We start from the raw sequence: 12,149 nt of genomic DNA on the forward strand, positions 1-12,149 counted from the left end.
TTCGGCTGCTTGGAATATATGGGGTCGTCTGAAAAATCACCGCACCGGTTTTCAGACGACCTTTTAGCCCAAATCCTTCATTGCCAAAACCTCACAACTCCTTAAAAATCAGCTATAATTGCCGACTATTTTGATTACGGTATCCCTATTTGAAATGGCACAAAAAATCCAATCCGTCAAAGGCATGAACGACCTTTTGCCTGTCGAACAAAAAGATTTCAAGTTGACCGCTGCGTTTTGGCAGGCATTTGAAGATGTGGTCGTCCGCTGGACGCGTGCTTATGGTTATCAGCAAATCCGTACGCCGATTGTCGAGCAGACGGGTTTGTTTGTCCGCTCCATCGGCGAAGAAACCGATGTGGTCGGTAAGGAAATGTATACCTTTTCCGATTCCAACGACTCTTTGAGCCTGAGCCTGCGACCGGAAGGTACGGCATCCTGCCTGCGTGCGGTGGTCGAACACAATCTGTTGTACAACAGCCCGCAAAAGCTGTGGTACATGGGTCCGATGTTCCGCCGCGAGCGTCCGCAAAAAGGACGTTATCGCCAGTTTCATCAGGTCGGTATCGAGGCTTTGGGTTTTGAAGGCCCGGACATCGACGCGGAAATCATCGCGATGTCGGCGGATTTGTGGGACAAGCTGGGTATCCGCGATTACCTGACTTTGGAAATCAACAGCTTGGGCAACCGCGAAGAACGTGCGGCGCACCGTGCGGCTTTGGTCGAATATCTGACCCGTTATGAAGACAAATTGGACGAAGACAGCAAACGTCGTCTGAAAACCAATCCGTTGCGCGTTTTGGATTCCAAAAATCCCGATTTGCAGGAAATCTGCAATGCCGCGCCGCATCTGACCGATTATCTGGGCGAGGAATCGCGCAATCATTACAGCCGTTTCAAAGCCATGCTGGAAGGCTTAGGCATTCAATACGTCGAAAACCCGCGACTGGTGCGCGGCTTGGATTATTACAACCAAACCGTTTTTGAATGGACGACCGACAAACTCGGCGCGCAGGCGACGGTGTGCGGCGGCGGCCGTTACGACGGTTTGATTGAAGAACTCGGCGGCAAGCCTGCGCCGTCCATCGGTTTTGCAATGGGCATCGAGCGTTTGCTGCTGCTGGTTAGCGAATACGGTTCGCTGGAAGTCAATGCCGCGCCTGACGTGTATGCCATGCATCAGGGCGAGGGTGCGGATTTGCAAGTGATGAAATACGCGCAAGCCTTACGCGCACAAGGTTTCAACGTGATGCAGCATTCCGGCTATCAAAGTCTGAAAGCGCAAATGAAAAAAGCCGACAACAGCGGCGCGCGCTTTGCTCTGATTGTTGCGCAAGACGAATTGGCGAACGGTATGGTTACGCTTAAAGACATGAACGGCGCACACGGTCAGCAAACCGTCGCCGCCGACGATTTAATCTACACTTTACAACAATGGAAGAACGCATAAATGGCAGCCCATCTCGAAGAACAACAAGAATTAGACAATTTTAAATACTTTTGGAAAAGTACCGGCCGATGGCTGTTTGCCCTGCTGATCGCGGCGGCGTTGGGCTATTTGGGCTATACCATGTATAAGAGCCATAAAGCCTCGCAAAGTCAGGAAGCTGCCGAAGTGTTGGCGAAAATCGTCGATAAAATGCAGGCAAAAGCCTCGCAAGCCGAAGTGAATGCCGATTTGACCAACCTCCAGCAAAATTATCCGGACTCCATTGCCGCCGCACAAGCGACGCTGATGGCGGCTGCGACCGAGTATGATGCCCGCCGTTACGACGTGGCGGAAGGTCATCTGAACTGGGTGTTGAAAAACCAAAAAGCCCCGCTGATTCAAGCATTAGCGGCGCAGCGTTTGGGCATCGTCCTATTGCAACAGAAAAAATATGATGCCGCGATTGCAGCCTTGAATACGAAAGTTGAAGCAGATTTCGAGCCGCTGCTTTTGGAAGCGAAAGGCGATGTTTACGCTGCACAAAACAAAACCAAAGAGGCCGCGCAAAGCTATCAGCAGGCTTTGGAAAAGCTGCCTAAAGACGCCATCGAACGCGAATTGCTGCAAATGAAGCTGGATTCGCAAAAATAAGGTCGTCTGAAAAATTGAAAGGCGTATGCGGCTTGTCGGAATCTTTCCGGCAAGCCTTGTCTGTTTTAATTGTGTTCCACTTTATATAGCGGATTAAAATAAAAATGAGACAAGGCGGCAACGCATACCGTACAGATCGTACATAAGGGCGTTGGCAACGCCGTATCATTGCAATTTCCATCCACTATATTTTCAGACGACCTTTTGTTTGAAGACGTATCATGCAGGGACAAGATTCGCCGAACAGGTCGTCTGAAAAGGCAGATTATTTGGCTTTGCGTTTGAGTAGAAAATACATAGGTACGATATAAAAGAGCGTGCTGATAATTAATGAGACTATGATTTTGAGTGGTCGGTCTGTTTGATACACGCCGAGCAATAAGCCAATGCCGAAATTCACAGGGAGAAAAATGCATAGTGATGTTAAGATGATCTTTTTCATTGCGTAAAATCCATTAACTATGGCCGGATGAAACTTGCCATACCGTATTTGAAGTTGATAAGCGCAGGCAAGTTCCCCAAGTCGAAGATGGCTGTATGGGACGGAAATTCCAGCTCAAGCCATTGTTCTGTTGAATCTATTTTCAGACGACCCCTTATCCTTTTTAACCTACCGTGTTTTGAAAAACACCTGCTCGTGTTGCAGGTTCGCTTCCGAACCGACACTTGATACAGAAAGAACTCATCATGAAACCCACCATCGCCCTTGTCGGCCGCCCGAACGTCGGCAAATCTACCTTGTTCAACCGCCTGACGCGCACCAAAGACGCGCTTGTGCACGACCTGCCCGGTCTGACCCGCGACCGCCATTACGGACACGGCAAAATCGGCAGCAAACCTTATCTCGTCATCGATACCGGCGGTTTCGAGCCGGTTGTGGACAGCGGCATTTTGCACGAAATGGCGAAGCAGACTTTGCAGGCTGTCGATGAAGCCGACGCCGTCGTGTTCTTGGTGGACGGCCGCACCGGCTTGACCCCGCAAGACAAAATCATCGCCGACCGTCTGCGCCAAAGCCCGCGCCCCGTTTATCTGGCGGTAAACAAAGGCGAGGGCGGCAACAGAGCCGTGCTTGCCGCCGAGTTTTACGAGCTGGCATTGGGCGAGCCGCACGTTATTTCCGGCGCACACGGCGACGGCGTGTATTACCTGATTGAAAAAATTTTAGAAAACTTCCCTGAGTCTGAGGCCGAAGAAGCCGATGTAAAACATCCCGTTTTTGCCGTTATCGGCCGTCCGAACGTCGGCAAATCCACGCTGGTTAACGCCATTCTCGGCGAAGAGCGCGTGATTGCCTTCGATATGGCAGGCACAACGCGCGACAGTATCCACATCGATTTCGAACGCGAAGGCAAACCGTTTACCATCATCGATACCGCGGGTGTGCGCCGTCGCGGCAAAGTCGATGAGGCGGTGGAAAAGTTCTCCGTTATCAAAGCCATGCAGGCGGTTGAGGCGGCAAACGTTGCCGTTTTGGTGTTGGATGCGCAGCAGGATATCGCCGATCAAGATGCCACGATTGCTGGTTTCGCCTTGGAAGCAGGGCGCGCGCTGGTAGTTGCCGTCAATAAATGGGACGGCATCAGCGAAGAGCGGCGCGAGCAAATCAAACGCGACATTTCCCGCAAACTGTATTTCCTCGATTTTGCCAAGTTCCACTTCATTTCCGCATTGAAAGAACGCGGTATCGACGGATTGTTCGACAGCATTCAGGCAGCCTACAACGCCGCAATGATTAAGATGCCGACGCCGAAAATTACCCGCGTCCTGCAAAGCGCCGTCGAACGCCAACAGCCGCCGCGCGCAGGTTTGGTACGTCCGAAAATGCGTTATGCCCACCAAGGTGGCATGAACCCGCCTGTGATTGTCGTACACGGCAATTCGCTGCACGCGATTTCAGACAGCTATACGCGCTACCTGACCCAGACGTTCCGCAAAGCCTTCAACCTGCAAGGCACGCCGCTGCGGATTCAATACAATGTTTCGGAAAACCCGTATGAAAATGCGGAAGACAAACCGAAGAAAAAACCGCTGCGCCGCGTCAGCCTGAGCAACCGCATCGAGAAACGCGAAGGCCGCAAGGAAGAGAAAAACCGTTTTAAAAAGAAAACCAAAGTCAGCGTGAAGAAACAGTACAGCAAATAAATCTGATGGAACAAGGGGCGTGCCGCGAGGCTTGCCCCTTTTAGATTGCTGTCGGGACGAATAGGGCGGTTGGAGGTGAATCCTCTTAAAGATTTTAGCTAAGGTATTGTAATAAAAATGTTTTATCTGATGATAAGGTCGTCTGAAAATCCAAATCTGCCGACCTGTTCCCTATGGTAAAAATCGTTTGTATTAAAATGATTTGTATAACACATTCGGGTAAAAAATCGTTGGAAAGCCCGTCGTTTGATAGAGGTTTGCATATTCTTACGGAAAAATAGTTGGTAATTTTTCTCGTTCGGGTCTACAATCCGACTCATGTTCGTTTTCAAAACGATTTCAAAATCATAATAATGGAGCTTATGAATATGACAGCTAAAGGACAAATGTTACAAGATCCTTTTTTGAATGCGTTGCGTAAAGAGCACGTTCCGGTTTCGATTTATCTGGTCAACGGTATCAAACTGCAAGGCCAAGTCGAGTCGTTTGACCAATACGTCGTTCTGCTGCGTAATACTTCCGTTACCCAAATGGTTTATAAACACGCCATCTCAACGATCGTTCCTGCCCGTGCCGTGAGCCTGCAACACGAGAACAAACCCCAAGCCGCCGCGGCTGCCCCGGTTCAAGTTGAGACCGTGCAACAACCTGCCGAATAATGTATGTAACGCATTAATCGATTCTGATACCTTACCGCTTGGTCGGTAAGGTATTTTTATTTTCAGACGACCTCTGTACGGTTTCATCTTATGCGGCTCGAAAACATCCTCCCTTTTGCACACATGCTTCTCAAACAAGCCTTAAAACCCGATGCCCGCGCTTTGGACGGTACGGCGGGAAACGGCAACGATACGCTGATGCTGGCGCGTTCGATCGGCAGCGGCGGGAAAGTGTGGGCGTTTGACGTTCAAGAGCAGGCATTGGCAAACACCCGAATGCGCTTGGAAGAAGCCGGCATGGCGGATAGGGTGGAACTGATATTGGACGGACATGAAAATCTAGCCACCCACATCCGCGAACCGTTGGACGCGGCGGTATTCAATTTCGGCTGGCTGCCCGGCGGCGATAAAAGCTGTACGACAGAAGCGGCAACCAGCATCCGCGCGTCGCTGCTGAAAACGGGCGGGCTGGCGGTTGCCGTCCTGTATCCCGGGCATGAGGCGGGGCGGCATGAAGCGCAGGCAATCGAAGATTGGGCGCAGCGGTTGCCGCAGGATGAATTTGCCGTTTTGCGTTATGGTTTTATCAACCGCCGCAACCGCCCGCCGTATTTGTTGGCGTTTGAAAAGTTACGTCAAGAATGAATGTTTGGGGTAGAATAGGCGCTTCTTTCAAAAACAATAACGTGCGACCGCTATGCAATATCTGTTTGTAAAATACAGCCATCAGATTTTCGTCACCATCACCATTTTGGTGTTCAATATCCGCTTTTTCCTGCTTTGGCGGCATCCCGATAAACCTTTGGCGGGTATCTGGAAAGCCCTTCCCCATCTCAACGACACCATGCTGCTCTTTACCGGCTTGTGGCTGATGAAGATTACCCACTTTTCGCCCTTCAATTCGCCGTGGCTCGGCAGCAAAATTCTGCTGCTGCTGGTTTACATCGGGCTGGGCATGGTCATGATGCGCTCCCGTCCGCGTTCGCCGAAGTTTTACGCCATTTATGTGTTGTCGATGGCTTGCGTCGGCTGCATCGTCTATCTTGCCAAAACCAAAACGCTGCCGTTTTAAATAGGTCGTCTGAACATGCCGCAAACCCATTTTGCCGTCATCGCCTTGGGCAGCAACCTTGCCGAACCCGCCCGCCAGGTCCGCGCCGCCTTGTCTGCGCTGGAGGCGCATCCGCAGATTCAAATCGAAAAAACTTCCTCGCTGTATGTGACCGCGCCGGTCGGCTACGACAATCAGCCTGATTTCGTCAACGCCGTCTGTTCCGTCCGCACTTCATTGGACGGCGTTTCGCTGCTTGCCGTGTTGAACCGTATCGAAGCGGATTTCGGGCGGGAACGCACGTTCCGAAACGCCCCGCGCACATTAGACTTGGACATCATCGATTTTGACGGCATCTCCAGCAGCGACCCGCATCTGACCCTACCGCATCCGCGCGCGCATGAACGCAGCTTTGTGATGAAGCCGTTGGCTGAAATCCTGCCCAATTTTGTTTTGGGCGGACACGGACGGGCGGCGGATTTGGCGGCCGCTTTGGGCGATGAAGGAATACGCCTGTTTGAAGCCGTTTGAGGCAGGACGGGTTTACCGTTTTCAGCCTGTCGGTAAAATGAACATACTTGCTTGCCGTCAATCCCGTATTGAACGCAAGCTATATTCAAGAGGTCGTCTGAAAAAGGAAATTGCTAAAGCGTTTGCTTTTTCAGACGACCTTTCAAGAAGGACGGCGGCAGGTTTGGGCAAATTCCGTCGGTCTGATAAAATGCCTCTTTCCAAAATATCAAAACAATATCATTAATCAAACCATGAACTATCGTTATATTGTCGTCGAAGGCTCCATCGGCAGCGGGAAAAACGCCTTGAGCCGCCGCCTTGCAGAACATTTCAGCGCGCTGTCGCTGGCGGAAAACCCCGAACACAACCCCTTCCTCATGAAGTTTTACGCCAACGCCTCACATCATGGCTTGGCGACCGAACTTTTTTTCCTGATGCGCCGCGCGGAAAGCGTGGACATCATCAAAAACGAATACGCACAAGGCGGCATGGTCGTCGCCGATTTCCTGTTGGAGAAAGACCGGATTTTCACGCCGGTCGTGTTGAATGAAGACGAGCAGCAGCTCTTCGCCGATTTGAAACAAAAAATCCTGCCCCAGTATCCCGCGCCTGATTTGGTGATCTACCTGCAAACCGCCGTGGACGGCAACCGCAAACGCCTGCAAAAACGCGGCGACGGCATCATCAATCTTTTCCCCGAAGGCTATTTGGGGCGGATACACGAGGGATACAGCCAGTTTTTCCACCTTTATCAAAACGCCCCGCTGCTGACTGTCAATGCCGACGAGTTGGACTTGCAAGGCAATGACGAACATTTCCAACTGTTGCTCAATGCGCTGAACGATTTGCAGGGAACGCGCAATTATCTGAATTTGAGCGAACACTGACGCAGTTTGCAAGATTGTGGTGAAACGCCGAAGCGGCTATGTTTTAGATTCATTTATTCCTTTGCTTTAGCATTTTCGCCACAGGTCGTCTGAAAGGAGACATCATGACCCAATACCGATTCACTTTGCCCTCAAGCAGTGGTAACGACTTCGATTCCGCCGAACATCTGCCGCTGGTTGTCTATTTCTACCCCAAAGACAGCACGCCCGGCTGTACCACTGAAGGTCTGGATTTCAACGCCCGTTTGCCGCAATTTAAAGAACTCGGCTATACCGTCGTCGGCATCTCGCGCGACGGCGTGAAATCGCATCAGAATTTTTGCGCCAAACAAGGCTTTAATTTTGAATTGTTGAGCGACAAAGACGAAACCGTGTGCAAAATGTTTGACGTAATCAAGCTGAAAAAGCTGTACGGCAAAGAGTCTTTGGGCATTGAACGCAGCACGTTCGTTTTGGATGCAAACGGCGAAATCATCCACGAATGGCGCAAAGTCAAAGTCGCCGGACACGCGCAGGAAGTTTTGGAAACGCTGTCCCGATAAACTGTAATGCAGCAAAAGGTCGTCTGAAAACGAGGTTGGCGGGTTCTGTCCAAGTAGGTTTTCATTTTCAGACGACCTTTTATAATGGACGTCAATCAGGGCAGGGTTGCTTGTCCCGATTCATATTCGATCCACGATACACCATCTTCGGACTGCCCGTAAAACCCCATGACCGACGAACTCATAGACAAACTGCTCGAATCGCTGTGGCTGCAAGACCGTCTCAGCCACAACACCTTGCAAGGCTACCGCCGCGATTTGGAAAAAATCGCCGTGCGCTTGGAAGCGGGCGGGCATACTTGGCTGGATGCCGAAGCCGCCGATTTGGCGGACGCCGTCTATGCGACGGACGAAAAGTACAGCTCGCAGGCGCGCGCCCTGTCCGCCTGCAAACGCCTATACGCCTGGTTAGAAGAAACCGAGCGTCGGACGGACAACCCGACCCGTTTCCTCAAAGCCCCGAAACAGACGCAAAAGCTGCCCACCCTGATTACCGAAGCGCAAATCGAAAACCTGCTTGCCGCACCCGATACCGACACGCCGCACGGCCTGCGCGACAAAGCCCTGCTCGAAGTCATGTACGCTACAGGTTTGCGCGTAACCGAAGCCGTCAAGCTCCAACTGGGCGATCTCGACCTCAACCGTGGCTGCATCCGCACCATAGGCAAAGGCGACAAACTGCGTATCGTGCCTATGGGCGAAGAAGCTGTTTACTGGGTCGAACGCTATTGCGCCGAATCGCGCCCGCTGCTGCTCAAAAACAAAATCTGCGACGAAGTCTTCGTCAGCCAAAAACGCAGCGGCATCTCCCGCCAACTTGCGTGGATGATTGTCAAAAATTATGCGGACGCCGCCGGCATCACTTCGCTCAGCCCGCACGGCCTGCGCCACGCCTTCGCCACCCACCTCGTCAACCACGGCGTCGATTTGCGTGCCGTACAACTCATGCTCGGACACGCCAACATCAACACCACCCAAATCTACACCCACGTCGCCAACATCCGCCTGAAAAACATCGTTGACGAACATCATTCGCGGAATTAAACGATTCCATTGAAAAAGGTCGTCTGAAAACAGAAATCTCGTTTTCAGACGACCTTTTGCCTTTATCCGTCAAACCGCTGCTGCTTCAGGTTTGGCTTTGTTTTTCTTGAATTTCAACACGGCTTCTTCTTTCGCTGCATCCCAGTCTATCCGCACGAAGCCGCCGTCGGCGAGTTTGCCGAACAGGAGTTCGTCGGCGAGCGGTTTGCGGATTTTTTCCTGAATCAGGCGGTGCATCGGGCGCGCGCCCATTTGCGGGTCGAAACCTTTTTCCGCCAGATACTTGCGCAATGCCGGCGTGAATTCGGCTTCGACTTTTTTGTCGAGGAGCTGGTGTTCGAGCTGGAGCAGGAATTTGTCCACGACTTTGGCGATGACGGGTTCGGACAAGGGCGCAAACGGGATAATCGCGTCCAAGCGGTTGCGGAACTCGGGCGTGAAGAGTTTGTTGATTGCCTGCATTTCGTCGCCGCGTTCGCGCTTGGCGGTAAAGCCGAGGCTGGGGCGGCTGAGGCTTTCCGCGCCTGCGTTGGTGGTCATAATCAGGATGACGTTGCGGAAATCGGCACTCTTGCCGTTGTTGTCGGTCAGTTTGCCTGCGTCCATGACTTGCAGGAGGACGTTGAAAATGTCGGGATGGGCTTTTTCGATTTCGTCCAAGAGCAATACGCAGTGCGGGTGTTTGTTGGCGGCTTCGGTCAAAAGGCCACCTTGGTCGAAGCCGACGTAGCCCGGCGGCGCACCGATAAGGCGCGATACGGCGTGGGGCTCCATGTATTCGGACATATCAAAGCGTTGCAGCGGTACGCCCATCGAGTAGGCAAGCTGTTTGGCGACTTCGGTTTTGCCGACGCCGGTCGGGCCGGAGAAGAGGAAGCTGCCTATGGGTTTGTCGGGCAGGGCGAGACCGGAGCGCGACATTTTGACGGCGGCAACCAGCGCGTCGATGGCGTTTTCCTGACCGTAAACCATGTTTTTCAAATCACGGCCGAGGAATTGCAGCACTTGTTTGTCGTCGTGCGACACGGTTTTTTCAGGAATCCGCGCGACTTTGGCGATGACGGTTTCGATTTGCGCTTTGCCGATGACTTTTTTCTGTTTGGATTTGGGCAAAATCCGTTGCGCCGCGCCTGCTTCGTCCATTACGTCGATGGCTTTGTCGGGCAGGAAACGCTCGTTGATGTAGCGGGCGGAGAGTTCGGCGGCGGCTTCGAGTGCGCCTTGCGTGTAGCGGACTTGGTGGAAGCCTTCGAACATCGGTTTCAAGCCGCGCAGGATTTGCACGGTTTCGGCGACGGTGGGCTCGACCACGTCGATTTTTTGGAAGCGGCGGCTTAAGGCGTGGTCTTTGTCGAAAATGGTGCGGTATTCGTCGTAGGTGGTCGCGCCGATGCAGCGCAGCGAGCCTTTCGCCAGCGCGGGTTTGAGCAGGTTGGACGCGTCCATCGTGCCGCCGCTGGTGCTGCCCGCGCCGATGATGGTGTGGATTTCGTCGATAAACAAAATGGCGTGCGGGATTTTTTCGAGCTGTTTCAAGACGGATTTGACCCGCGCTTCAAAGTCGCCGCGGTATTTCGTACCCGCCAAAAGCGAGCCCATATCCAGCGCGTACACTTCGGCATTTTTGAGCGCGTCGGGAATGTCGCCGTTGACGATTTGATGCGCCAAGCCTTCCGCCAGCGCGGTTTTGCCCACGCCTGCTTCGCCGACCAAAAGCGGATTGTTTTTGCGGCGGCGGCACAGGATTTGTACCAGCCGTTCCATTTCGTGTTTTCTGCCGATTAAGGGGTCGATGCGGCCGGCTTTGACTTCGGCGTTGAGGTTGACGGTGTAGTCCGACAGCGAGCCGCTTTTCGATTCGACGGGGTCGTCTGAATCATTGTCGGGGTCGTCTGAAAAGCCTTTGTGTTCGTCGTCTTCGGTTGCGCCGTGGGCAATGCAGCGCAAAACTTCAAAACGCGTAACCGATTGCAGTTTGAGGAAATAGACGGCATGGCTGTCGGTTTCGCTCATCAGCGCCACCAAAACGTCCAAAGGCTCGACCAAGCCTTTGCCTGCGGATTGGGTATGCACCATCGCCCGCTGGATGACGCGCTGGAAGCCGAGCGTGGGCTGGGTTTCGACTGTGTCCAAAAGGTGGTCGGGAATCTGCGGGGTATTTTCGGCAACGCTGGCGGCGAGCTGTTCGGACAACACTTTCAAATCCGCGCCGCAGAGCTTGAGGACGTTGGGGACGGAGGCGTCTTCTTCGATTAACACCAAAAGCAGATGCTCGAGGCTGATGAATTCATAATGAGCCTTACGCGCTTCGCGGTAAAGCTGCTGCAAAATCTGTTCCAATTCGGGTGAAAGCATATTAAATCTCCTCGACAATACATTGCAGCGGATGCCCTTCGGCTTTTGCCCGCTGCATGACCTGCTGCTGCTTGGTTTGGGCGATGTCCCGTGTGTAAGTGCCGCACAAGCCTTTGCCTTCGTGATGAACCAACAGCATCACCGCCACCGCCTGCTCCTGTCCGAGCATGAAGATTTCGGTCAGGATTTCGACGACAAATTCCATCGTGGTGTAATCGTCGTTCAGCAAAAATACGCCGTAACGTTTCGGCGGGGCGGTTTTTTGGTCGCTTAAAAGTGTATCGGATTCGTGATGTGTGTTTGGGTTGTTCATAAGTATTTTAGCTTTGTGGAAGAGGGCTTGTTTTCAGACGACCTTGTGGAAGGTTTGATACCAAATGAATCTATAAATATAGTGATTATAAGGTTTATTTCGATTTCTGTTGTATTTTGGTCGGTTTCCGCCATTTTCGCACTTTTTCCCTTGTATGGCTTGACGTTTTGGCTTAACAAATGTAAAAAGACGGTTAAGCAGAAGCCGGCACTCGACCAAGTATATAAAGCTAGGGAGAAACGCTGAACGTTTAAGTTTGCTGTATGCCTTATTTTGCTGATTTTGTTAATTTTTAAGTATAGGAAGTTTCTAATGGCAACCGGTATCGTAAAATGGTTTAACGACGCTAAAGGTTTTGGTTTCATCACTCCTGACGAAGGCGGCGAAGATCTGTTCGCTCACTTCTCAGCGATCAACATGGAAGGTTTCAAAACCCTGAAAGAAGGCCAACGCGTGTCTTTCGACGTAACCACCGGCCCTAAAGGCAAACAAGCTGCTAACATTCAGGCTGCTTAATTAAACGTGCGGCTTATGCCGTAGAATAATGGCGGGATTGATTC

At 52.1% G+C, this 12,149-nt stretch carries 13 protein-coding genes; 11 read left to right on the top strand and 2 right to left on the bottom strand.

Annotated features, from left to right (window positions below; genetic code table 11):
* Positions 1 to 154: 154 nt before the first annotated feature.
* The 10 genes from hisS to xerD all read left to right on the top strand — a co-directional run bounded on the left by hisS (position 155) and on the right by xerD (position 8,921).
* The gene (gene hisS, locus MON40_RS05460) at positions 155 to 1,450 is read left to right on the top strand and encodes a histidine--tRNA ligase (protein ID WP_039862951.1); all 1,296 of its coding nucleotides are present in this window, start codon (positions 155 to 157) and stop codon (positions 1,448 to 1,450) included.
* Positions 1,451 to 2,080 carry a YfgM family protein gene (locus tag MON40_RS05465; protein ID WP_003778117.1) on the top strand — a complete coding sequence of 210 codons (630 nt, stop codon included), beginning with the start codon at positions 1,451 to 1,453 and terminating at the stop codon, positions 2,078 to 2,080.
* A gap of 687 nt (positions 2,081 to 2,767) precedes the next feature.
* Positions 2,768 to 4,225 (top strand): ribosome biogenesis GTPase Der, encoded by a 1,458-nt coding sequence (der, locus tag MON40_RS05470; protein WP_003778122.1) that lies wholly within the window; start codon positions 2,768 to 2,770, stop codon positions 4,223 to 4,225.
* A gap of 368 nt (positions 4,226 to 4,593) precedes the next feature.
* On the top strand, positions 4,594 to 4,884 hold the full coding sequence (gene hfq / locus MON40_RS05475; RefSeq protein WP_003755341.1) for an RNA chaperone Hfq: 291 nt from the start codon (positions 4,594 to 4,596) through the stop codon (positions 4,882 to 4,884).
* A 90-nt stretch (positions 4,885 to 4,974) separates the two neighbouring features.
* Positions 4,975 to 5,529, top strand: coding sequence for a tRNA 5-(aminomethyl)-2-thiouridylate-methyltransferase MnmM (gene mnmM / locus MON40_RS05480; RefSeq protein WP_003778124.1), 555 nt, complete (start codon positions 4,975 to 4,977; stop codon positions 5,527 to 5,529).
* 52 nt (positions 5,530 to 5,581) lie between these two features.
* Positions 5,582 to 5,956 (top strand): SirB2 family protein, encoded by a 375-nt coding sequence (locus tag MON40_RS05485; RefSeq protein ID WP_003762962.1) that lies wholly within the window; start codon positions 5,582 to 5,584, stop codon positions 5,954 to 5,956.
* A 15-nt stretch (positions 5,957 to 5,971) separates the two neighbouring features.
* A complete protein-coding gene (gene folK / locus MON40_RS05490) occupies positions 5,972 to 6,466 on the top strand; it encodes a 2-amino-4-hydroxy-6-hydroxymethyldihydropteridine diphosphokinase (RefSeq protein WP_003778126.1) in 495 nt (164 codons plus the stop codon).
* Between the two features lie 233 nt (positions 6,467 to 6,699).
* Positions 6,700 to 7,335, top strand: a complete 636-nt coding sequence (locus MON40_RS05495; protein WP_039863011.1) for a deoxynucleoside kinase — start codon at positions 6,700 to 6,702, stop codon at positions 7,333 to 7,335.
* Between the two features lie 104 nt (positions 7,336 to 7,439).
* Positions 7,440 to 7,877, top strand: a complete 438-nt coding sequence (locus tag MON40_RS05500; RefSeq protein WP_003778131.1) for a peroxiredoxin — start codon at positions 7,440 to 7,442, stop codon at positions 7,875 to 7,877.
* Between the two features lie 168 nt (positions 7,878 to 8,045).
* Positions 8,046 to 8,921, top strand: a complete 876-nt coding sequence (xerD, locus tag MON40_RS05505) for a site-specific tyrosine recombinase XerD (protein ID WP_003778132.1) — start codon at positions 8,046 to 8,048, stop codon at positions 8,919 to 8,921.
* A 69-nt stretch (positions 8,922 to 8,990) separates the two neighbouring features.
* Here the strand turns inward: xerD and clpA are convergent, their stop codons facing one another.
* Together clpA and clpS are read right to left on the bottom strand one after the other, a co-directional pair.
* Complete coding sequence (gene clpA / locus MON40_RS05510; protein ID WP_003778134.1) at positions 8,991 to 11,276, bottom strand: ATP-dependent Clp protease ATP-binding subunit ClpA; 2,286 nt, start codon at positions 11,274 to 11,276, stop codon at positions 8,991 to 8,993.
* A gap of 1 nt (position 11,277) precedes the next feature.
* The gene (gene clpS, locus MON40_RS05515) at positions 11,278 to 11,589 is read right to left on the bottom strand and encodes an ATP-dependent Clp protease adapter ClpS (RefSeq protein ID WP_003755322.1); all 312 of its coding nucleotides are present in this window, start codon (positions 11,587 to 11,589) and stop codon (positions 11,278 to 11,280) included.
* 312 nt (positions 11,590 to 11,901) lie between these two features.
* Between clpS and MON40_RS05520 the strand changes: the two genes are divergently transcribed.
* A complete protein-coding gene (locus tag MON40_RS05520) occupies positions 11,902 to 12,105 on the top strand; it encodes a cold-shock protein (RefSeq protein WP_002217533.1) in 204 nt (67 codons plus the stop codon).
* The last annotated feature ends 44 nt before the right edge of the window (positions 12,106 to 12,149 follow it).

It is taken from the genome of Neisseria macacae ATCC 33926 (assembly GCF_022749495.1).
Classification (GTDB): Bacteria; Pseudomonadota; Gammaproteobacteria; order Burkholderiales; family Neisseriaceae; genus Neisseria; species Neisseria macacae.

What these genes read in the sequence shown, in the direction of transcription:
- MON40_RS05465 (WP_003778117.1), top strand. Translation starts at nt 1,451, where the DNA reads ATGGCAGCCCATCTCGAAGAACAACAAGAATTAGACAATTTTAAATAC.
- MON40_RS05500 (WP_003778131.1), top strand. Translation starts at nt 7,440, where the DNA reads ATGACCCAATACCGATTCACTTTGCCCTCAAGCAGTGGTAACGACTTC.
- MON40_RS05495 (WP_039863011.1), top strand. Translation starts at nt 6,700, where the DNA reads ATGAACTATCGTTATATTGTCGTCGAAGGCTCCATCGGCAGCGGGAAA.
- der (WP_003778122.1), top strand. Translation starts at nt 2,768, where the DNA reads ATGAAACCCACCATCGCCCTTGTCGGCCGCCCGAACGTCGGCAAATCT.
- mnmM (WP_003778124.1), top strand. Translation starts at nt 4,975, where the DNA reads ATGCGGCTCGAAAACATCCTCCCTTTTGCACACATGCTTCTCAAACAA.
- MON40_RS05485 (WP_003762962.1), top strand. Translation starts at nt 5,582, where the DNA reads ATGCAATATCTGTTTGTAAAATACAGCCATCAGATTTTCGTCACCATC.
- MON40_RS05520 (WP_002217533.1), top strand. Translation starts at nt 11,902, where the DNA reads ATGGCAACCGGTATCGTAAAATGGTTTAACGACGCTAAAGGTTTTGGT.
- xerD (WP_003778132.1), top strand. Translation starts at nt 8,046, where the DNA reads ATGACCGACGAACTCATAGACAAACTGCTCGAATCGCTGTGGCTGCAA.
- clpA (WP_003778134.1), bottom strand. Translation starts at nt 11,276, where the DNA reads ATGCTTTCACCCGAATTGGAACAGATTTTGCAGCAGCTTTACCGCGAA.
- hfq (WP_003755341.1), top strand. Translation starts at nt 4,594, where the DNA reads ATGACAGCTAAAGGACAAATGTTACAAGATCCTTTTTTGAATGCGTTG.
- hisS (WP_039862951.1), top strand. Translation starts at nt 155, where the DNA reads ATGGCACAAAAAATCCAATCCGTCAAAGGCATGAACGACCTTTTGCCT.
- folK (WP_003778126.1), top strand. Translation starts at nt 5,972, where the DNA reads ATGCCGCAAACCCATTTTGCCGTCATCGCCTTGGGCAGCAACCTTGCC.
- clpS (WP_003755322.1), bottom strand. Translation starts at nt 11,589, where the DNA reads ATGAACAACCCAAACACACATCACGAATCCGATACACTTTTAAGCGAC.